Below are 21,085 nucleotides of genomic sequence, written 5' to 3' on the forward strand. Positions count from 1 at the left end.
CACGCGAAGGCATGCGCTCCCAAACATGTCTCGACTTCGCTCGACACAAACGGATAACCAGGGCCATCACATTTGAAACAGGGGAATAAAATGCGGAATTTGCTGGCGGGCGTGGCAGCCCTTGCGCTCTCGACTCTCGGTGCGGCTTCGGCGGCGGCGCAACAGGCCGATCCCGCGATCCAGGCGCAGATCAAGAAGGACATGCCGTCGCTGATGGCGATCTATGCCGATTTGCACGCCAACCCCGAACTCAGCTTCATGGAGGTGCGCTCGGCGGGCATTCTGGCGGCCGAGGCGCGCAAGCTGGGCTTCAAGGTCACCGAAAAGGTCGGCGGCACCGGCATCGTCGCGGTGATGGAGAATGGCCCCGGCCCGGTGGTGCTGCTGCGCGCCGACATGGACGGGCTGCCGGTGATCGAACAGACCGGGCTGCCCGGCGCGTCGAAGGTGCGCGTGACGACCAAGGAAGGCGTCGAAACCGGCGTGATGCACGCGTGCGGCCACGACACGCATATGACCGCCTGGGTCGGCGTCGCGCGGCGCATGGCGGCGAACAAGGACAAATGGTCGGGCACGCTGGTGATGATCGGCCAGCCCGCCGAGGAACGCGGCGCGGGCGCTCGGATGATGCTGGAGGACGGGCTGTATACCCGCTTTCCCAAGCCGCAATATGCGCTGGCGTTCCACGATGCGGCACAATTTCCGGCGGGACAGATCGGCTACACGCCGGGCTATGCGCTCGCCAATGTCGACAGCGTCGATGTGCTGGTGAAGGGGGTTGGCGGGCATGGCGCCTATCCGCAGACGACCAAGGACCCGATCGTGCTGGCGAGCCGCATCGTTGGCGCGCTGCAGACCCTGGTGTCGCGCGAGATCAGCCCGCTCGACAGCGCGGTGGTGACCGTCGGCAGCTTCCATGCGGGCGCCAAGCATAATATCATTTCGGACGAGGCGAAGCTGCAACTGACGGTGCGCAGCTACTCGGACGAGGTGCGCAATCACCTGCTCGATGGTATCGCGCGTATCGCGAAGGGCGAGGCGATCGCGGCGGGCATGCCCGACGACAAGATGCCGGTGGTCAGCGTGCAGAAGGACGAATATACCCCCGCGACCTTCAACACCGTCGATTTCACCGAGGATATGGCGGCGTTTTTGAAGACGCAGTTCGGCGAGGCACGGGTGACAAAGATGCCGCCGGTGATGGGCGGCGAGGATTTTAGCCGCTATTCGCGCGACGCGAACAAGGATGTGAAGAGCCTGATCATCTGGGTCGGCGGCGTCCCGCGCGCCGAATATGACGCGGCGCAAAAGGCGGGGAAGAGCCTGCCGAGCCTGCACTCGCCCTTCTGGGCGCCCGAGGCGGACACGGTGATCTCGACCGCGACCGAGGCGCTGACGGGGATGGCGATGAAGTTGATGGGGAAGGGGTAGCCGCGATGATCGAACCCGGGACGTTAAAATGTTGCGCTTAGTTTTACTGTATCACGGATAGGTATAGAAGAGCATCGCGAAGCACAGATTCGAAGTTTGCTAGATTTTCTCGACAAACATGGTCATTTCCGTCACAAATCCGGCGTGCAGTTGCGATTTTTCGCGTGGCGTCGAAATCGTACTCAACGAAAATCGCCCATAGCGGATTGATCGTCGCAGCGGCGTCGGCTTGGCCGAGCAAAATTTGGCGTGAGAGATCCTTGGGGAAGGCTTTCAATGGGTCGCGCGCTTCGAGATGACCACGCTGAAGCGCATCTTGCCATATCTGGCGAGGATATAGTGCTTCTAACGTCGCCGGTATTCGGAAGCCAGCCGCAAGTGCAGGGCGCAAAGCAGCTGGCGCTTGATACATGAAGCATTTTGCAGAGGCGACATTGTCACCTTGGCTGTTGAACACTGTCTTTTCTGAAGCGGCATCGCCATCGACGACGCCAGCCGCCTTTGGCCCGCCGGGATGATGCTTGTGCTGTGAGCGCCAGCCTATCAACATATCAATTACGTATTTGTGTCCAGCGCCATCACGTTTCGTTTCGAACCTTACCTGATTGACCGCAGCGGGGAAGAACAGGGCTAGCGTACGTTCGAGAACAATTTTATCGCTTTCGCCTTCAACGAAAATTCTCGGGCAGTTTTCCTCTGCTAACCTTTCGGCTTCAACGCGCGCCTGCTCTTGTTGCCGAACTTGCGCCACCATTTCGGAGATTCGGGGCGCGATCATCGCCAACGTTCCCATTCGCTCATCAATCTGAGCAAAGTCAGTCTCTACGTGAGTTCCTTCAGAGTCGCTGATCCGCGATACAAAGTTCAATTTCACCTCATCTTCGCGCTGGCCCAGATCGTAAAAAGCGGGTGAGTGTGTCGTAAGCAGTATTTGTGCGACGCCTTCCTGCGCGAGTGCATGCAATTCGTCGGCTAGTTGAACGGCGCTTGCGATTTCCAAGTTGTTTTCTGGTTCCTCGTACGCCCAGATGCTGCTGATCGGAGGACCGCCGCGCCGTTGTAATTGAGCCTTTTTTCTCGCCATGAAATTGAGAATCAGCGGAATATGTCGTGCTTTGACGCCGTCGCCGCGGTTGTTGAGCGAGACCGCCATTTCGCCACTCAGAAAGTCGAGGCGCTCGAAAATATGATAGAGGTCGCGGGGCAGCGCGAGGCGCGTATCTAGCGCCAGCGATTCTGAGATGCTGGCTGTTAGCTCATTCAAGTGTTCTCCAATCGAATGCTCAAAGGCAGCACTTGACTCATGGAACGTGCGAGCGGCAACTTCTGAAATAATTCCGTAAATTCTTCCCCGTAAGTCATCAAAATAGTCTGAATCTTTTATCGCTGGAACATATTCGAACTCTATCTTGCGGAGCAATGAATGAACGTTTGATTTGTCCGGTATCTGTACGTCTGTTCTAACTTCTTCTCCTCGGCGATTGTTTGAAATTCTCTGGCCAAAGTAATCGTACTCTTCACTCCACAGGCCGTCTTCTCTCCATTTTTTTGTCCATATAATTACATGGCCATTGGTGTCGTGATAGGTAGCAGGTAGCGCAACTTCGAGCCGAACGACGATTTCTTTTGCTCGTCGTGCACGGACGGGGGCGAAGAAGTTATAGTCATCTGCCCAAGAAAAGTCCGTCCCTGGGTTCGTCTGATCGTTGAAGAATAGATTTAAGGCGCGAAGAATGTTGGATTTTCCGCAATCATTTCTTCCGACGAAGATTGCTAATTGCGCAAGGTTCGCGTCGATTGAGCATATCGAACGAAAATTCTCAATATGAACCGACTTAATGATCGCTCCCATATTCACCCCTCAGCAGCACTCTCCAGTGCCGTCCTCGAACAGCGGGGCGCTGATGTCAACCAAGAGGGGGGAGAGACTACTAAGGATGATGAGGTGCTTTTTGAGTCTGTTGTTCTTTGTCTGCTAAGACGAATAAGCGCGGGGAGTGGTGCCACACTATTTGTTCGGCACCAACACTCCCAACCACCCCAAAACCTCCGCCTGCAACCGTACCCTTGCATCCGACCAGCTATGGTCGGTCGCGACATGCAGCGTCTTCACCTTCGCGCCGCCGCCATCGCGGATCGCCTTCGCCAGCGCGTCGGTGCCCGGCGCCAGCCCGTCGTCGCTGGAGAGGATGAACAGGTTGGTGGCCGCCAGCGCGGGGGCGGCGTTTTGCCAGTCGAAGGCGCCGGCGTTGGCGATCAACTCGTCGGCCATGATTTCGGGCGAGGTGCCGGCGAGGGCTTCCTGGCCGTTGGCTTTCATGCCCGCGGCGAGCTGGTCGCGCGGGGCCTTGCCGAAGGCGCCGAGATTGGCGGCGGAGATCATCGCGGCGCCGATGAGTTGCTTGTCCTTCGCGGCGGTGAGCGCGGTGACCCAGCCGCCCATGCTGTGGCCCATGATGACGAGGCGTTTGGGGTCGATGCGCAGCTTGGCGGCGTTGGCTGGGTCGCGCGCGAAGGCGAGGACGGCGTTCGCATCCTCGAGATTCTGCACAAAACGATAGTCGCCGGGGCTGCCCCATGAGCCGCGATAGTTGAAGGTGATGACGGTCCAGCCGGCGCGGCGCATCGCCTGCGCGAGGTCGAGATTCTTTTCGAGGCCGGGCAGGCCGTGGCAGAGGACGACGGTCGGGTGCGGGCCGGGGCCGGCGGGGATATAGACGACGCCGTTGATCTCCACGCGGTCGGCGGGGGCGCCGGTCGGGATATGGACGACCTCCATCGCGGCGGGAAACGCCTTGTCGGCGGGCGGGTCGGTGTAGATGGCGGCGGGGATTTCGGGCGGCTGCGCGAGCGCGGCGCTGGTCGATAGCGGGGGCAGGGCGAGCAGTGCGGCGGCGATGGCGAGTTTGTGCTTCATGTCACTCTCCCTGGAACGCTGCGAAGCTGCCGCTGCGGCCCTCGCCTGCGGTAAAACGCTTCGCCCCTGCGGTCGCGCCTTCGCGCAGCGGCGCGACGCCGGCATGGGCTTCGTGGGCGAGCGCGGCTTCGATGTCATGGTCCCATTGGCGATAGGCGCTGAGGCGGTCGCTCGCCATGCAGAGCTGCGGGAAGGCGGCGATCTGTTTCGCGAGCGCGATCGCGGCGGGGAGCGCTTCGCCGTCGGGCACGATGCGGTCGGCGAGGCCGATGCGCCGGGCTTCGTCGGCGGCGACCGGGCGGCCGGTGAGGATCATATCGAGCGCGCGGCCCTGTCCGACGATGCGCGGCAGACGGACGGTGCCGCCGTCGATCAGCGGCACGCCCCAGCGGCGGCAATAGACGCCGAAGATGGCGCTTTCGGCGGCGACGCGGAGGTCGCACCACAAGGCGAGCTCGAGGCCGCCGGCGACGGCATGGCCCTCGACCGCCGCGATCACGGGCTTTTCGAGCAGCATCCGCGTTGGGCCCATCGGGCCGGGGCCGTCGGGGTCGTAGCGGCTGGCGCCGACCGCGCTGAGGTCGAAGCCGGCGCAGAACTGGCCGCCGCTGCCGGTGAGGATCGCGACGCTGGCCGTGGCGTCGGTGGCGAAGGCCGTGAACGCATCGCGCAGCGCGTCGGCTGTTGCGGGATCGACGGCGTTGCGCTTGGCCGGGCGGTCGATCGCGACGATGACAACAGGGCCGTCGCGGGTGACGAGGACGGACATCAGGGCTCTCCCGGGCCGGAACGAGGAAAATTTCGGCCAACATGACGCGCGGGCGTCTTGAAAGCCAGCCCGTCCCGACCTAAATCCGATTCATGCGGGCCGGGCCCCTCTGGCGTCGGCGGGATATCTCCCGCCACGTGATGTCGGACCGCATCGGGTGACACCGATGCATGGCGGCCTATCTCCCCCCCTTTTTGGGTCCCGGCATCGGCGTCACCTGTCTTTTGAGTTCGCTCAATCAGGAGGCCTGTATGACGTCATATTCGCGATTTTATAAACTGACCGCGCTGTACCGCCGGCTCGACGATGCCGTGCGCAGCGAGGGCCGCCGCCGCGGCGCCGATGCGTTCCGCCTGCTGCGGCTGAAAAGCCTGAAGCTCGCGGTCAAGCGCCGGCTCGCGGTGCAGATGCAGCCCGCGCCGGCGCGCTGATCCGATAACAAGAATGGCGCGCGCGCTGCTCTCCCCCTCTCAGGGGGCGGGCGGCGCGCGCGACCTGTACCAGGGACAAGATCATGGAATTTCTGTTTGCCGACTGGCTGGGCACCCCGGCCTGGTTCTGGCTGGCCTTCATCGGGCTGGTCGTCGCGCTCACCGCCTTCGACCTCGGTTTCCTGAACAAGGAAAACAAGGAGATGGGGATCAGCGAGAGTTTGAAGCTGTCCGCCTTTTACATCAGCATCGCCCTGGCGTTCGGCGCGTGGATCTGGATCGCCAAGGGCGGCGAGGCGGGGCTGCAATATTATACCGGCTTCTTCATCGAGAAGGCGCTGTCGATCGACAATATCTTCGTCATTTCGCTGATCTTCGCGACCTTCGCGATCCCGCCGCGCTTTCAGTATCGCGCGCTGCTCTGGGGTATCGTCGCGGTGATCGTGCTGCGCGGGATTATGATCGCGGGCGGCGCGGCGCTGGTCACCGAATATGGCTGGGTGCTCTATATCTTCGCGGCGTTCCTGATCTTCACCGGCGTCAAGATGCTCTTCGCGAGCGACGCGCCGATGGACGTGAAGGGCAATCCGGTGGTGAAGTGGCTGTCGCGGCACATGCCGCTGACGGACGAGCTGTACGGCGAGAAATTCTTCGTGAAGGTGGCGGACAGCAAGACCGGCAAGCTGGTGCTGGCGGCGACGCCCCTGTTCCTCGCGCTGGTCGTCATCAACCTCGCCGACCTGGTGTTCGCGGTCGACAGCGTGCCGGCGATCTTCGCGATCACCACCGACACCTTCATCGTCTATACGTCGAACATCATGGCGATCCTCGGCCTGCGCGCGCTCTATTTCGCGCTGTCGGCGATGGTGCACCGCTTCCATTACCTGAAATATGCGCTCGCGCTGGTGCTGGTGTTCATCGGGTCGAAGATCTTCGTCGCGGATTTCATCCTCGGCGGCGACAAATTCCCGCCGCTGGTCAGCCTGGGCGTGACGATCGCGCTGATCGCGGGCGGCGTCATCTGGTCGCTGGTGAAGACCAGTAACGAGCCGGTGGCGGTCGAGGAGTAGGGGAAAGGGGCGGGCCGTGAGGTCCGCCCTTTTTTCAGACCGCGAGGAGCAGCGTGTCGTCTTCGTGCGGCGCGGCGGCTTCGAACGACGGCAGCGGCTCGAATTCCTCGTCCTGCAATTCGGTCACGGCGAGCCCGTCGAGCTTGAAATGGCCGAGCTTCCAGTCGTCGGGCGAGCGCCAGTTTTTGCTGAGGTTGAGCGCGCTGACGAACAGGTCGCCGCGACGCTCGAACATCTGGTGCGGCGCAAGGGTCATCTGATTGCCATTATAGAGCGCGGTCACGCGGCGTCGGCGCGCGATGGCTTCCATCATTTTCATGCGGGTGTCGTTCATGTTTCGATCGCTTGGGAGAGGAGTTATTTTTGTGCGTTGCACCATAATGCACGGCTCGCGCGAAGGTTCAAGGCCGGAATCGACAAAAAGGGGCGATGAATAGGTCTGGGATGGGCGGCGGGCCGCGGTGCGTGGCGATCGGAAAGCCTGCGGGATCGCGGCTTGCGTGCTACGGTCGCGCCTTGCAGGTGGCCGCCGCAATCAGTTGCCGGTCGCGATCAACGCGAAGGGGGCCCATGCGGCTGGGTGCAACCAGGTCCGGTTCCAACCCTCGACCGCGGAGCCATCGGGCCGCTTGCCGGTCCGGATCGTGTGCATCGCCTGCTGGAGCGCGGCGGCCCTGCCTGCCTTGGGATCGCGTTTCGCGCTGGCGAGCGTTTCGACGGTGAGCGCGGCGGTCACCCTGTCGTCGACCCGCCAGCGGCTTGCGAGCAGCGCGTCGGCGCCCGCATACAGGAAGGAGCGGGCCAGCGACGACAGCGCATCGCCACCGCCGGCCCCCTCGGTCGTGGCGGTATTGCAAGCCGACAATATGACCCAATCGGCGGAGAGGTCGAGTCCGGCGACCTCGGCAGCGGTCAATATGCCGTCGTCGGCGGTGGTCGCGCGGCCGGGCGGCGTGAAGATCAGCCCCGGTTCGGCAAAACCCGCGATTTCGCCGGGCAGGACGCCATGGGTCGCGAAGGCGACGATGCGGGCGTCGCGCAGGCGCGGGTCGGCGCGGACGGCGGTTTCGGTCGCCTCCGGGCCGAGCCGGATGGCGCCGGGGTCGGCGTCGAGAACCCGCGCCATGGCGCGGAGTTCGACCTCGGTTCCGGGGAGCGAGGCGAGAGTCCGCAGCCAGGCGGGATCGGCGAGCGCGGGACCGCTTTCGCGGATTTGCGGCGACAGGCCGCTCGTGACCGCGCGGCCGCCCCCGGCCTCTGCCAGAGTCGGGGCGCCATAGCCGATGAAGGGGCGGGCGTCCGGCCTGGCGGCGCGGCGCTTGCCGATCCCCAGCAACTCGACCGAGGGCAGGTTGACGATCGCGAAGCGGTCGCCGAGCCATGGCGTGACGGCCAGCGCATCTTCGGTGTCTTCCCCCTTGGGCTCGGCCGTGATGAAGGCCGCGAACGGCAGGTCCGCGAGCGAACCGGAGGTCGTGACATAAAGCGTCTTCACATCTTTGAGCAGCGTTTCGTGGGGCTGGATGAGGAAGCGATAGAGGTCCCAGGCGTAGCGGCGATCGAACAGGGGCGATGCTTCCCAGATGCCCGAGCAGGTCTTCGGATCGACCTCGCAGCGAAAAGCCTCGATCGTGCCGGACAGATAGGATTGCAGCCGCGGCACGGCGTGCCAGTCGGCACCGTCGCGGGTGACGACATAGGAGAAATCATAGGATTCGCCTTCGGTGACGAGCAGCAGCGCTTCACCCGGACGCAGGCGGCGGCGGACCTCCTCCTCGCTCAGCGATTGCGGAACCGCGAGACGAGCATAATCGGGGTAGGACCGGCGTAGCCGCGTCTCGACCCCGGCGAGTTCGCGGCCGCGCAATTCGAGTCGGTCCTTCATGGCCCTCGCGGCTTCGGGCGCGCCGATCATGGCCGTGCCGAGCGAGCGGTTCATGTCGCGTATCTCCGACGCCAGATCCTGCTGGCGGCGCACGAGCCGGGCGAGCGGGGTGTCGCCGAGCGCCTCACGCGCGACGACAGCGGCGAGCGAGCGGGTCGACGCCGTCGACGCGGCATCCTGCGCGATGAGGAACGATTCGGCCCGAAGTGCGGCTTCCTCGCTGCGGACCGCCGTCGCGCGTGCGGCAAACAGGGTGAGCGCCAGCGCGAAACTGCTGGTTCCCGACGTAGCGAACGCGTCATCGGCCCCGATCGCCGCCGCGACTGACCGCGCCCCCGCATTGGCCCTGGACACGTCGGCCGCCAAGAGCACGCGCATCCGCTCGTTGCGAGCGCGGGTCACCGCAGGGCGCATCAGTGCGACATATTCGGGGGAGGCGGGATCCCGGGCGGCAATCGTTCGTGCCAGCTTCATCGACGCGATCGCCACATAGGGGTGACCGGGGTCGAGCGTGTCGGTGGCAACGGTCAGCGCGCGGCGCTGATAGTCCATTGCCGCGTCCAGCCGTCCCTGCTGCGACAAGATGTCGCCCATCCGTCCGAGGTCGGCGATGCTTTCCTCGCCGCTACGTTCGGGCAGGGCGTCGCGGAGCCGGATGACGCGCTGCTGCAGCGTGGCGGCCTCGTCATATTTGGCAGCACCGGACAAGAGGCCGACGAGATTGCCGAGCGAACGAAGCGTGTCGGGGTTGCCCGACCCGAAATGGCGTTCGCGGATCGCGATCGCCTGGCGCAACCGCACTTCGGCCTCCTGGCTTTGATTTTGGCGGTCGAGGTTGGTCGAAAGCAATGCGAGGGTGCGTGCCGATTCGAGGCTGCCGCGTCCCTTGGTGCGGGTCAGCAGGTCGAGGTTCCGACGGTAGATCGCTTCGGCGCCCGCGACGTCGCCCATTTCCTCGAGGTTCAGGGCAAAGCCATTATATTCCTCGATCACGAAGGTATCCTCGTCGCCGAGGGCCGATCGCCCCAGTTCGATCGCCTGTTGCATCGCCGCCGAGGCTTCGGGGCGGCGGCGCTGGCCGGCCAGGATCTCTCCCAAAGTGCCCCATGCGGCGGCCAGCGATTTGCTTTCCCCGCCCTGCGGCAAAAGCAGCTCGATTGCGTCACGGGCGTGATTCTCCGCCTCGGCATATTGTCCGCGCGCGGACAGCACCAAGGCCAGGCGGCGGAGCGCCGCCGACAGCATAGCGGGGTCGGCGATCTGTCGACGAATATCGACGGCTTCGCGCATCAGCGCCTCGGCGCTCTCCGCGCGTCCCGTCCGGTACAAGATGTTGGCGAGCAGTTCGCTATCGGTTGCCGCTTCGGCGGGGCGCGCGGCGGGGGCGCGGCGCGCCATGCGCGCGCGGATCGCCGTTTCGGCGCGGACGAACCGGCCACGGTCGATGAGCTGGCGGATCGCCTCATCGGTGTCGGCCGGCAGGGCTTCCTCCGGCTGGTCCGCCGATGGGGCGTCGTCGGCAGCGCGCGCCTCGGCTTCGCGGCGCAGCATCATGGCGAGTTGATAGAGCGAGGCGCGGGTGTCGGGATGGTCGCGGCCGAGCGCGCGGACCTGGATGTCATAGGCCTGTTCGGCGGTCGTCGCCGCTTCACCGGTGTTGCCCAGCAGGGCAAGCTGCAGCGAGAGGAGGTAGATTTGTTCCGCCGCCGCCGCGCTGTCGCGACCGGTCGTCGCGGTGACGGCGTCAAGCTTGCGTCGCTGTTCGTCGACGCGGGCGCGCTGCCGACTGTCACCGTCGCCGGATTCGGCCGCTGGCGGTGGCAGGGCATGGAGGGACAAAACGGGGACGGCTAACAGCGCGCAGGCGAGACAGCCGAAGCGATGAAGCAGGCGCGGCAAGCAATTCCCCCGGATGGTTGCCGATCGATCGACTTCGGCTGATTGGACGGGAACGATCCGCTGCCGCTTTGGTTCCTCGGTGAGGGGCCGCGAAGGGGCGTGAACCGAAGGAAAGGCCCCAAGTGCCTGGCCCCATAAAAATGCCCGCCGGAAACCCGAAGGTTTCCGACGGACAGGCTTTCCTCCCCAGGAAAGCTCGGTGAGCGCGGGGTCGGGGAAACGCCCCCGCGCCGAACTGGTGACGTGGCTCAGGCGGCGAACTGGTTCATCGTATTGTCCTTGCCTGCGGCCTTCAGGGCCGCTTCGCCGGCGAAATATTCCTTGTGATCGTCGCCGATGTCGCTGCCCGACATATTCTGGTGCTTCACGCAGGCGATGCCCTGGCGGATCTCGGCGCGCTGGACGCCCTTGACGTAACCGAGCATCGCTTCGTCGCCGAAATATTCCTTGGCGAGATTGTCGGTGCTGAGCGCGGCGGTGTGATAGGTCGGCAGGGTGATGAGGTGGTGGAAGATGCCCGCCCGCTTCGCCGCGTCGCGCTGGAAGGTGCGGATGCGGTTGTCGGCCTCGTCGCCAAGCTCGGTGCCGTCATAATCGACGCTCATCAGCTTGGCGCGATCATAGGCGCTGACGTCCTTGCCGTCCTTTTCCCAGGCGTCATACACCTGCTGGCGGAAGTTGAGCGTCCAGTTGAAGCTCGGCGAATTATTGTAGGCGAGCTTCGCATTGGGGACGACGGCGCGGATGCGGTCGACCATTCCCGCGATCTGTTCGATGTGCGGCTTTTCGGTCTCGATCCACAAGAGGTCGGCGCCGTTCTGCAAGGACGCGATGCAGTCCATGACGCAGCGGTCCTCGCCGGTTCCGGGGCGGAACTGATAGAGGTTCGAGGGTAGGCGGATGGGGCGCATCAGCTTGCCGTCGCGGTTGATCAGGACGTCGCCGGGATTGCCTGCGCCCTCGACCTCTTCGCAATCGAGGAAGCTGTTATACTGGTCGCCGAGGTCGCCGGGCTCTTTCGAGAAGGCGATCTGCTTGGTCAGGCCCGCGCCGAGGCTGTCGGTGCGGGTGACGATGATGCCGTCCTCGACGCCGAGTTCCATGAAGGCGTAGCGGCAGGCGCGGATCTTCGCGATGAAATCCTCGTGCGGCACGGTGACCTTGCCATCCTGGTGGCCGCACTGTTTTTCGTCCGAGACCTGGTTCTCGATCTGCAGCGCGCAGGCGCCCGCCTCGATCATCTTCTTGGCGAGGAGATAGGTCGCCTCGGCGTTGCCGAAGCCCGCGTCGATGTCGGCGATGATCGGCACGACATGGGTTTCGTGATTGTCGATGCTCGCCTGGATCTGCTTGGCCTTGAGCTCGTCACCCTCGGCGCGGGCGGCGTCGAGTTCGCGGAACAGGCCGCCGAGTTCGCGGGCGTCGGCCTGACGCAGGAAGGTATAGATTTCCTCGATCAGCGCCGGAACGCTGGTCTTTTCATGCATCGACTGGTCGGGCAGCGGACCGAATTCGCTGCGCAGCGCGGCGATCATCCAGCCCGAGAGATAGATGTAGCGGCCCTTGGTGGTGCCGAAATGCTTCTTGACCGAGATCATCTTCTGCTGCGCGATGAAGCCGTGCCAGCAGCCGAGCGACTGGGTGTAGTTGGCGGGGTCGGCGTCATAGGCGGCCATATCGGCGCGCATGATGCGCGCGGTGTAGCGGGCGACGTCGAGGCCGGTGCGGAACTTGTTCTGGGCGCGCATACGGGCGATGCTCTCGGCGCCGATGCCGTCCCAGGTGCCGTCATAATCGCGGATGAGGCGGCCCGCCTGCGCCATGTCTTCCTGATAGCCCATCGTCTTGTCCTTTCGGTGCGGCCAGTCGGGGAGAGTGGCCGGGTGATGGGCCAGATGTGCCGTGGCGGGCGCCGAAAGTGAAAAGCTTTGTCAATAAGTTTTGTGAAATATGCCGAATTGGTGCTAATGTGCGTGTAAATTGGTAAAGAAAGTTACAGACTATGGCCGAGCGACGGGTGTTTGCAGGGGCGGCGGTGCGGCGGGCGCGGCGCGATGCCGGGATGACGCAGGCGGCGATGGCCGAGGCGCTCGACATTTCGCCGAGCTATCTCAATCTGATCGAGCATGGGCAGCGGCCCTTGTCCGCCACGGTGATCGTGCGACTGGCCGAGCGCTTCGATTTCGATGCGGCGAAGCTCGGCGGCGAGGAGGTGCCGGGCGGGCTGGCCGGGCTGCGGCGGCGGCTGTCCGATCCGCGCTTCGCCGACCTCGGCATCGGGGCGCAGGAGGTCGAGGAATGGCTGCAGAGCGCTCCGGCGACGGCGGCGGCCTTTGCGCGGCTGTTCGACACGGCGCCCGAGGCGCGCGGCGCGGCGCAGGAGGAGGCACCCGAGGTCGCGGCGGTAAGGCGCGCGATCGAGAAATGGCGCAACCATTTTGCCGACCTCGATGCGCGGGCCGAGGAACTGGCCGACGAATTGCGGCTCGCCGGCGGCGACCTGTACGGCACGATTTCGGAACGGCTGCGCACGCGGCACCAGCTGGGCATCCGCATCCTGCCGTCGGACGTGATGCCCGACCGCCTGCGCTGGCTCGACTGGCACGCGCGGCAATTGATGCTGAGCGAGCTGCTGCGCCCCGCCTCGCGGACCTTTCAGGCGGCGGCGACGCTGGCGCAGGTCGAGGCGAAGGGCGAGATCGATGCGCTGGTCGCGGGGGCGGAGTTCGCCGAGCCGGCGGCGGCACGGCTGTTCGAGCGGCACCTGGTCCATTATTTCGCGGCGGCGCTGATGATGCCCTACAGCCGGTTTTTGCGCGCGTGCGACGCGACGGGCTATGACCTGCTGTTGCTCCAGCGGCGTTTCGGCGCGGGCTATGAGCAGGTCGCGCACCGGCTGACGACGCTCCAGCGGGTGGGCGCGCGCGGGCTGCCCTTCTTCATGCTGCGCATCGACCGCGCGGGGCAGGGGTCGAAGCGCTATGCCGGGGCGAGCCAGTCGCCGCTGGTCGACGGCGATGCGCGCTGTCCCTTGTGGGGGGTGCATGAGGCGTTCGCGCGGCCCGGCGAGGTGATCGCCGACCTGGTCGAGCTGGAGGACGGGACGCGCTGGTTCACCCAGAGCCGCAGCGTCGCCGCGCCCGGCGCGGGCGGCAGCGGCACCCCGGCGCGCTTTGCCGTGTGCGTCGGCGTCGATGCCAAGGTCGCGGCGCCGCTGATCGCGGCGCGCGGGATCGACCTGATGCGCTCGCCTGCGACGCCGATCGGGCTGGGGTGCCGACGCTGCACGCGCACCGGCTGCGTCCAGCGCTCGATGCCGCCGCTGGGGCGGCCATTGCGGTTCCGCGACGGTGAGCGCGGGGTGTCGGCGTTCGACTTTGCGGGCGACTGAATGACGGATTGTCCTGGCCAGCCTGTTGTTCCCGCTGGCGGGGTGAGAGAAAAGTTGCGATAAGAAACAATTGTTTCAGCACAGAGCCGTCCATGTCCCGAGTCAGCGCCGATGAGTTTCGTATTTTGCTGGAAGCGGCACCCGACGGATTTTTCGTGCACGACGAAGAGGGGCACATTCTCGACGTCAATGCGCGGTCGTGCGCCGACCTTGGCTATCCGCGCGCCGAATTGCTGACGCGGACGATCCTCGATATCGTGGGTGGCGTCGATGCCGAAGAGAGCCGGACGCGGTGGCGGGAAATCCTGCCGGGGACGTCGCTGAACTTTCAGGAAATCGCCACCCGCAAGGACGGATCGACCTTTCCGGTCGAGATCAACCTGACGTGCCAGATCGTCGAGGGCCGCAAATTGTTCCTGGGGCTGGCGCGCGACGTCAGCGAGCGCGAGGCCGCGCGCGCGGCGATCGAGCGCGCGCACGGCGAGTTGGAGCTGCGTATCGAACAGCGCACCGCCGAACTGCGCGCCGCCTATGAACGCATGGAGGTTGCGGCGCGCGTCGGCGGGCTCGGCATCTGGGATTATGACATCGCCGCCGACGTCATGCATTGCGACGAGCAATGGTACCGGATCATGCGGCGCGATCCCGTCGCGCCGATCCGCACCCTCGCCGAGTTTCGCGCGATCATCCATCCCGAGGATGCCGACCGCGCGACCGAGATCGACGAGACCGCGCGCGAACTGCTCGCGAGCGACGAGGATTATGGCATCGTTTTTCGCATCGTCCGCCCGAACGGCGAATGGCGCTGGGTGCGGTCGGCGGGGTCGGTCATCGCGGACAGCGACGGAACGCCGGTGCGCGCGGTCGGTTTCGTCATCGACATCACCGAGGCCTGGCTGGCCGAGGCGAGCCTGCAGCGACAGACGCTCGAGGACCCGCTGACCGGCGCGGCGAACCGGCGCCGGCTCGACGACGCGCTGGAGAAAGCCTGCCTCCAGGCGACGCGGTCGGGCGAGCCGCTGTCGCTCGCGATGTTCGATGTCGATCATTTCAAGGCATATAATGACAGCCACGGGCATCTGGCCGGGGACATGGCGCTGATGGCGGTGGTCGACATCCTGACCGGCGCGGCACGGCGTCCCTATGACCTGGTCGCCCGCTATGGCGGCGAGGAATTTATATTGATGCTGCCGGGGGTCGACCAGCCCGAAGCCGTGCTCGACGCGGTTCGCGCCGAGCTGGCGGCGCGGGCGATTCCGCATCCGACGTCCCCCACCGCGCCGCACCTGACCGTCAGTTGCGGCTGCATCGTGATATCCGAACTCGCCGATGTCGATCCGCGCAGCCTGTTCGACCATTGCGACCGGCTGTTGTACCAGGCGAAGGAAACCGGACGAAATCGCGTGGTGATCGCGCGCCTGTAGGACGGCGCAATGGCGGAGAGGCCTGTCGGCCACGCCGATCGGACTCCACAATGCTGACCCCCGATGTTAGCACGCTGTATTGCCAGAGATTTCCGGGGGGCGGAGCGATGAACAGCAGGATGCGGGGGCGAGCGGGCCGGTTGTTCGGGTCGGGATGCGCCGCCGTGCTGGCCCTGCTTCCCTCGGCCGGCCTTGCGCAAAGCGCCACCGACGGGGCGGCAGAAGCGTCGGCGATCGTGGCGCCGGCCGATTTCGACGGCCTGCTGGATGCGTCGATCGCGCTCTACAAGGCCGGGCGGTTCGACGAGGTGCGCGCGCTGATCGATACCGCGAAGCGGTCCGACCTGAGCCCGGTCGCGCTGGCCCAGGCGCTGAATGCGCGGGCGATTGTCAGTCTGGCGATGGGCGATACCGAGGCGGCGCAAGCGAGCCTGGAGGCGGCGCTCGACGGGCTGAAGGGCGAGAAGGCGGCCGACCCCGCGAGCCTGATCATCGTCGAGAGCAATTATGCGGTCGTCCTGTCGCGGCAAGGGCGGATCGAGGAGGCGCGGGCGATCCTCGATCGCGTCTATCGGCAGCGCGACAAGGCCGAGGGCAATCTGGCGCCCGCCACCATCGCCAGCCTGTCCAATCTGGCGGCGACGCGGTGGCGCGGCAACGAAATCGAGCAGGTCGGCCCGTTGTACGACAGTGTCATCGATCTGGCGCGCGCGACCGAGGGCGGCCATGCGGACCTGCTGCGGGTCGGCCTGTTGAACGCGGCGACGATCGCCAGGGCGACGCTGCAACCGGTGAAAGGGCTGGAGCTGGCGCGCGAGGCGCGCGAGCTCGCGCCGGATGCGGCGGACATCGACCTGCTGGGGCTGCGCGCGCGGATCGCCTATGCCGTTCATCTCGAAGGTGCGGGTCCCGATTGGGACCGCAACGACAAGGCGCGCGATATCCGGCTCGAGGCCTGGCACGCCTATGCCACGCCGGGGGCGGACGGCCCCGAGATCGGCCATTTCGCGCCGCTCGCGTTCGTGCCGGTGCTGATTCACAAGTCGCATTTCATCGAAGCGATCGACATCGTCGACGGGACCGAGGGCAACCAGTTCGCGGCGCTGCTGCGCTCTCGGCCGCCGCAGACGAGCAGCGATTATGACATCCGCTTCGGCGACCAGCTGATCGCGTTCGAACAGCGCGCCGGCATGGAATCCGAATATGTGAACGACCTCAATTCGCAGGCGCGCGTGCTGGCGAATGCGGGGAAAGCGGACGAGGCTGCGCGCTATTATTCCGCCTATTTCGACCGCATGATCGTCGCGACCGGGCGCTATTTCTATGGCAAGGACGAGACCTACGATCTTTACGTCCAGCTGCTGCGCTCGCTCGGCAAGCCCGAGGTCGTCGCCGCGCTCGATGAGCGGCTGGCCAAAACCGATGCGTCCGATCGCGAATATAACCGCGTCGAGAGGCTCTATTATCAGGACCGGCGCGGGCCGACCGAGAATCTGGCGCTGGTCGACAAGCTGCTCGCCGGCCTCGCCGTCTATCCGGGCGCCGACAGTCACAGCTATGCGCGGGCGCTGAACTGGAAGGCGATCTTCCTCGCCGAGGGGGGACGCCCCGACGAGGCGGCGGCGGTGCTGGCGCAATCGCTGGCGATCACCCGGCGCTGGATGGGGTCGCAGGACGACGATGTGCTGCGGCAGCTGCGTGTTTACGCCGCGCTGCTGCAACAGGCGGGCCGGTCGCAGGAGGCGGTCGCGAACCTGCGCGAATTGCTGCGGCTGTCGTCGCGGAGCAGCGACAGCAACGCCGACGCGGTCAGCGGCTATATCGAGGCGCTGGTCGCGGCGGGCGACCTCGCGACCGCCTTGACCTGGGCCGACCGGCGGCTCGCTGCGCTCGACCTGACCGACGTCCAGAACCGGTCGATGGAGGTTCACGCCGAGGACATGCGCGCGCGCGGCGAAGTTCCGCCGGTGCATTTCATCGGCAAGAGCCTGAGCACCGAGGAACTGTCCGACAAGCTCAAGGTGTTGCTGGCGCTCGGCAAGGCGGCCGAGGCCGAAACGGTCGGCAAGGAGATGGTCCGGCGTGGCGACCAGTTGGTGAAGGGGACCTATGACGAGTTCGAGCGGCACCAGCTTTATGGCGCCGCGCTGCTCGCCAACCGGCAGGGCGAGGCCGCCGAAGCCGAGCTGTCGCTGGCGAAAAAGCTGCTCGACAAACGCCCGGCGGTCGAACCGCTGGTGCAGATGGAAACGACGCTGTTGCTGGCGAAGGCGCGGCTGAGCCTGCCCGCCAAGGCGTCCTCCGCGCTCGATTTGGTGGCGCCCGAGATGCGGAAGATCGGCGCGAATGGCGCGGTCGGAGCGGGGCCGGCCACGGGTGGCGGCGCGACCTCGATCTGGGCGCGCAACGCGGCCGACATCCATTTGATCTTTGCCGACGCCAGTTGGAGCCGGGGGATGGCGATCGCGCCCAATGCCGCGTCGCTGGCGCAGGCCGATCCGGGGGATGCGAAGCTGGCCCTGTTGCGCGCCGATTCCTTTGCGGCGCTGCAATCGGCGCTGTTCACTCCGGCGAGCCGCGCGGTGGCCAGGACGGCGGCGCAGCGGGCGGCCGAGGCGCGTGGACCCGATCTGGGCAGACTGGCGGCCGAGCGCGAGGTGTTGCTGGGCCTATGGGCCGAGATCGACGCCAAATATGCCGCCGTCGTCGGCGGATCGAGCGACGAGGCCGTCGCCACCCGCGCCGAACTGGAACAGCGGAAGGCCGAGCTTGGGCCGCGGTTGATCGCGATCAACGATCGCCTCCGCGCCGAGGCACCCGATTATTTCGGGCTGATCCAGCCCGAACCGCTCGCCCTCGCCGAGGCGCAGGCGCTGCTCCGCCCCGACGAGGCGATGCTGATGGTCGTGCCGACCGATTTCGGCACCCATGTCATGCTGGTGACGGACCAGGGTATCGCCTGGCATCGTTCGGCCTGGACGAACCGGGAGATCGACGCCGCCGTGCGCCGGCTGCTGTGGTTCGCTGGCAGCAAGATCGAAGCCGAGTATAGCGAAATCGCCGACTGGACGGCGGCGGTCGACGGCGGCCAGAACGGCTTCGACCGCGACACCGCCTTTGCGCTGTTCCAGCAGGTCGCCGCGCCGGTCGCATCGCTGATGGCGAGCAAGCGCCAGATTTTTGTCGCCGCCTCGGGCTCGCTGGCGTCGATGCCGTTCGCGATGCTGGTCACCGAGACGCCGACCGGACTGGACAATCGTCCCGACGATTTGCGGGCGACGAAATGGATGGGCGAGGAATTTGCATTGGCGCAGATCCCATCGCTGCAATCGCTCGCGCTGCTGCGCCGGATGGCGCCGGCCGACGGCGCGGCGGGATCGACCGCATTTCTGGGATTCGGCGACCCCGAACTCGCCGGCAAGGCCGAGCAAAGGTCGAGCCGGGGCGCGCCGGCCGCCCGATCGATCGAGGCCGGCGACCTGTTCGGCGGGCCATCGGTCGCCGCGTCGAGGGGACTGGCGAGCTTCGACGAAATCAACCGGATGGCGCGATTGCCCGGCACGGTCGGCGAATTGCGCGCGATGGCCGATGCGCTGGGCAGCGGCGAGGATCGACTGTTCCTCGCGGGTCTCGACACCGAGGCCAATTTCAAAGCCGCCGACCTCAGCCGCGTCGACATCATCACGCTGGCGACCCACGGCCTGCTCGGCGGCGACCTGACCGGGATCACCGAACCCGGGCTGATCTTCACCCCGCCGAAACAGGCGAGCGCGACCGACGACGGATATCTGACCGCGTCGGAGGTGTCGGCGCTGCGGCTCGGCGCCGATTGGGTCATTCTCTCGGCGTGCAACACCGCCGCAGGCGACGGCAGCCAGGGCGCGCCGGGGCTGTCGGGCCTGGCGCGATCCTTCTTCTATGCGGGGGCGCGCAACCTGCTGGTGTCGCATTGGCCGGTGCGCGACGATGTCGCCGCGAAGCTCACCGTGTTCGCGGTCCGGCAGACGCAGGCGGACGGCAGTATCAGCCGCGCCGAAGCACTGCGGCGCGCGATGCGTGCGATCCGGGCGGACAAGGCGATGGACGGGATCAAGGTCGACGGCCTCGACGCCACCTGGGCGCATCCCAATGCCTGGGCGCCCTTCACGCTGATCGGCGATTGACGAGCAAGTTCGTAAAAAACGCGGCAATTCTAAAAGATTAGCCATTTAACTAATACTCCGCGCGGCCGTTACCCTTGTGGGGCGGCATGGGGCCGCGCGCGCAAGGCCTTGGTTCGATGTTGTTTCGCCTGAAACCAGAGCAAGTCGAAATCGGCATGTTCGTCCACGCCTTTGAAGGGCGATGGCTCGACCATCCCTTTTGGCGCAGCCGGTTCCTGGTCGAAACCGACGAGCAACGGACGCGCATCCGACAGTCTGGGGTCGATGCGCTCGTCATCGATCGCAGCCGGAGCCGGGTGACGCCAGAAATGGCGGAGGGCGCAGCTTTCGTCGAGCGCCGGTCGGGCGAAGAGCGCGCGGTGCCGGTGGAACGACGCAGCGGCTGGCCGGCGGCGCGCGCCATGGCGGCGGCGCAGCATCGGCGCCAGACGCGGCCGGTGAGCCATGCGCAGGAACGGCGCCGCGCCGAGCGGGTGATCGGCAAGTCGAAGCAGGCGGTGATCGACATGTTCGCGGCCGCACGGCTGGGCCAGGCGGTCGAGGCGAAGAAGCTGGGACCGCTGGCGCGCGCGATCGGCGATTCGATCGAGCGCCATTCGCGCGCCTTGCTGGGGCTGGTGCGGCTGAAGCAGAAGGATGAATATACCTATCTTCACTCGGTTGCGGTGTGCGCGTTGATGATCAATTTTGCGCGCCACCTGAAGCTCGACGAGGATGAGGTGCAGCAATTGGGCGTCGCGGGGCTGCTGCACGACGTCGGCAAGGTGGCGATTTCGGACGCGGTGCTGCTCAAGCCGGGGAAGCTCGACGGGCGCGAGCGCCGGATGGTCGAGCATCATCCGGTGGCCGGACACGCGCTGCTCGCCCGGTCGGCGGACATTCCGGCGGCGGCGCTGGAGGTGGCGCTGCATCACCATGAGAAGATCGACGGCACCGGTTATCCGGGCCGGCTGAGCGGCGACGCCTTGTCGCTCCATGCGCGGATGGGGGCGATCTGCGACGTGTATGACGCGGTGACGTCGGACCGGCCGTATAAAGCGGCGTGGACGCCGTGCGAGGCGCTGACTGCGATGCGATCCTGGCCGGGGCATTTCGATCCCGATCTGCTCGACCGCTTCGCCGACAGCCTGGGCATCTATCCGGTCGGAACGCTGGTGCGCGTGTCCGACGGGCATCTGGGCTTCGTCATGGGCAGCGGCGGTTCGGCAGACGAGGCGATGGTCGTGCGGATTTTCTTCGACTGCGACACGCTGGCTGAGGTCGAACCCGTCGATCGGGCGTTCGCGCTATCGGCGCGGGAACCGCATATCGTCGGGCGCGACAGCCCGGGCTTCTGGCGCTTCGACGATTGGGATGCGCTGCGGCTTCGTATTATCGGCGCGACCTAGAGCCCCGATTTGTCGAATACATGGCCGTCGGGGTCGAGATCGCGCAGGTCGGCGCCGCGCGTTTCGCGGCCGAAACGCGCCAAGAGCAGGAAGGACAGCGCCATCGGCACGGCGATCATCCAGGCGCTGGTGGCGAGCGTCGGGATGATCGCGAAGATGGCCAGCGCCTGCGCAAAGACGCCGCCCAATTTGCTGCACGCCGCGACCCAGCCGGTCGCGCGGCCGCGGATGCGCAGCGGAAAGCTTTCGGCCGAATAGGGCAGCAGCATCGCGATGATGCCGTTGCTGCCGACGATCAGCAGCGCGACGGGCAGTAC

General features: G+C 65.8%; 13 protein-coding genes and 1 pseudogene. 7 read left to right on the forward strand and 7 right to left on the reverse strand.

Going from position 1 to position 21,085, the window contains the following annotated elements; genetic code table 11:
- Window positions 1-90 precede the first annotated feature (90 nt).
- Complete coding sequence (locus tag ACREB7_RS15945; RefSeq protein WP_431593260.1) at window positions 91-1,431, forward strand: amidohydrolase; 1,341 nt, start codon at window positions 91-93, stop codon at window positions 1,429-1,431.
- 43 nt (window positions 1,432-1,474) lie between these two features.
- Here the strand turns inward: ACREB7_RS15945 and ACREB7_RS15950 are convergent, their stop codons facing one another.
- The 3 genes from ACREB7_RS15950 to ACREB7_RS15960 all read right to left on the reverse strand — a co-directional run bounded on the left by ACREB7_RS15950 (window position 1,475) and on the right by ACREB7_RS15960 (window position 5,117).
- Entirely contained in the window at window positions 1,475-3,283 is a 1,809-nt protein-coding gene (locus tag ACREB7_RS15950) for an ATP-dependent nuclease (protein WP_431593261.1), read from the reverse strand.
- Window positions 3,284-3,439: 156 nt separating this feature from the next.
- Entirely contained in the window at window positions 3,440-4,348 is a 909-nt protein-coding gene (locus ACREB7_RS15955) for an alpha/beta hydrolase family protein (protein ID WP_431593262.1), read from the reverse strand.
- Between the two features lies 1 nt (window position 4,349).
- Window positions 4,350-5,117 carry a crotonase/enoyl-CoA hydratase family protein gene (locus tag ACREB7_RS15960; RefSeq protein WP_431593263.1) on the reverse strand — a complete coding sequence of 256 codons (768 nt, stop codon included), beginning with the start codon at window positions 5,115-5,117 and terminating at the stop codon, window positions 4,350-4,352.
- Window positions 5,118-5,287: 170 nt separating this feature from the next.
- On the opposite strand from ACREB7_RS15960, the gene ACREB7_RS15965 reads away from it, so the two are divergent.
- Together ACREB7_RS15965 and ACREB7_RS15970 are read left to right on the forward strand one after the other, a co-directional pair.
- Window positions 5,288-5,548: a hypothetical protein gene (locus tag ACREB7_RS15965; RefSeq protein WP_431593264.1), complete on the forward strand. Its 261-nt coding sequence runs from the start codon at window positions 5,288-5,290 to the stop codon at window positions 5,546-5,548.
- A gap of 83 nt (window positions 5,549-5,631) precedes the next feature.
- Entirely contained in the window at window positions 5,632-6,618 is a 987-nt protein-coding gene (locus ACREB7_RS15970; protein WP_431593265.1) for a TerC family protein, read from the forward strand.
- A 34-nt stretch (window positions 6,619-6,652) separates the two neighbouring features.
- On the opposite strand, the gene ACREB7_RS15975 is transcribed toward ACREB7_RS15970, so the two are convergent.
- The 3 genes from ACREB7_RS15975 to ACREB7_RS15985 form a co-directional block, all read right to left on the reverse strand.
- A complete protein-coding gene (locus ACREB7_RS15975; protein WP_431593266.1) occupies window positions 6,653-6,952 on the reverse strand; it encodes a hypothetical protein in 300 nt (99 codons plus the stop codon).
- 201 nt (window positions 6,953-7,153) lie between these two features.
- Window positions 7,154-10,342, reverse strand: a complete 3,189-nt coding sequence (locus tag ACREB7_RS15980; RefSeq protein WP_431593267.1) for a CHAT domain-containing protein — start codon at window positions 10,340-10,342, stop codon at window positions 7,154-7,156.
- A gap of 308 nt (window positions 10,343-10,650) precedes the next feature.
- Window positions 10,651-12,243: an isocitrate lyase gene (locus tag ACREB7_RS15985; protein WP_431593268.1), complete on the reverse strand. Its 1,593-nt coding sequence runs from the start codon at window positions 12,241-12,243 to the stop codon at window positions 10,651-10,653.
- A gap of 161 nt (window positions 12,244-12,404) precedes the next feature.
- Here ACREB7_RS15985 and ACREB7_RS15990 point away from each other — a divergent pair, with 161 nt between their 5' ends.
- From ACREB7_RS15990 to ACREB7_RS16005, 4 genes are all read left to right on the forward strand, one after another.
- Window positions 12,405-13,793, forward strand: coding sequence for a helix-turn-helix domain-containing protein (locus tag ACREB7_RS15990; RefSeq protein WP_431593269.1), 1,389 nt, complete (start codon window positions 12,405-12,407; stop codon window positions 13,791-13,793).
- Between the two features lie 92 nt (window positions 13,794-13,885).
- The gene (locus ACREB7_RS15995) at window positions 13,886-15,217 is read left to right on the forward strand and encodes a sensor domain-containing diguanylate cyclase (RefSeq protein WP_431593270.1); all 1,332 of its coding nucleotides are present in this window, start codon (window positions 13,886-13,888) and stop codon (window positions 15,215-15,217) included.
- Between the two features lie 107 nt (window positions 15,218-15,324).
- Window positions 15,325-19,380 (forward strand): CHAT domain-containing protein, encoded by a 4,056-nt coding sequence (locus ACREB7_RS16000; protein WP_431593271.1) that lies wholly within the window; start codon window positions 15,325-15,327, stop codon window positions 19,378-19,380.
- Window positions 19,381-19,496: 116 nt separating this feature from the next.
- Window positions 19,497-20,768, forward strand: a complete 1,272-nt coding sequence (locus ACREB7_RS16005) for an HD-GYP domain-containing protein (protein WP_431593272.1) — start codon at window positions 19,497-19,499, stop codon at window positions 20,766-20,768.
- Here ACREB7_RS16005 and ACREB7_RS16010 read toward each other — a convergent pair.
- Window positions 20,765-21,085 (reverse strand): annotated as a pseudogene (locus ACREB7_RS16010) (MFS transporter); the annotation flags it as partial. The gene ACREB7_RS16005 and the pseudogene ACREB7_RS16010 overlap by 4 nt on opposite strands.

Origin of the sequence: Sphingopyxis sp., assembly GCF_050725615.1 — a bacterium.
Taxonomy (GTDB): Bacteria; Pseudomonadota; Alphaproteobacteria; order Sphingomonadales; family Sphingomonadaceae; genus Sphingopyxis.

Coding starts and splice junctions, on each gene's coding strand:
- ACREB7_RS15945 (WP_431593260.1), top strand. CDS start 91: ATGCGGAATTTGCTGGCGGGCGTGGCAGCCCTTGCGCTCTCGACTCTC.
- ACREB7_RS15950 (WP_431593261.1), bottom strand. CDS start 3,283: ATGGGAGCGATCATTAAGTCGGTTCATATTGAGAATTTTCGTTCGATA.
- ACREB7_RS15955 (WP_431593262.1), bottom strand. CDS start 4,348: ATGAAGCACAAACTCGCCATCGCCGCCGCACTGCTCGCCCTGCCCCCG.
- ACREB7_RS15960 (WP_431593263.1), bottom strand. CDS start 5,117: ATGTCCGTCCTCGTCACCCGCGACGGCCCTGTTGTCATCGTCGCGATC.
- ACREB7_RS15965 (WP_431593264.1), top strand. CDS start 5,288: ATGGCGGCCTATCTCCCCCCCTTTTTGGGTCCCGGCATCGGCGTCACC.
- ACREB7_RS15970 (WP_431593265.1), top strand. CDS start 5,632: ATGGAATTTCTGTTTGCCGACTGGCTGGGCACCCCGGCCTGGTTCTGG.
- ACREB7_RS15975 (WP_431593266.1), bottom strand. CDS start 6,952: ATGAACGACACCCGCATGAAAATGATGGAAGCCATCGCGCGCCGACGC.
- ACREB7_RS15985 (WP_431593268.1), bottom strand. CDS start 12,243: ATGGGCTATCAGGAAGACATGGCGCAGGCGGGCCGCCTCATCCGCGAT.
- ACREB7_RS15990 (WP_431593269.1), top strand. CDS start 12,405: ATGGCCGAGCGACGGGTGTTTGCAGGGGCGGCGGTGCGGCGGGCGCGG.
- ACREB7_RS15995 (WP_431593270.1), top strand. CDS start 13,886: ATGTCCCGAGTCAGCGCCGATGAGTTTCGTATTTTGCTGGAAGCGGCA.
- ACREB7_RS16000 (WP_431593271.1), top strand. CDS start 15,325: ATGAACAGCAGGATGCGGGGGCGAGCGGGCCGGTTGTTCGGGTCGGGA.
- ACREB7_RS16005 (WP_431593272.1), top strand. CDS start 19,497: ATGTTGTTTCGCCTGAAACCAGAGCAAGTCGAAATCGGCATGTTCGTC.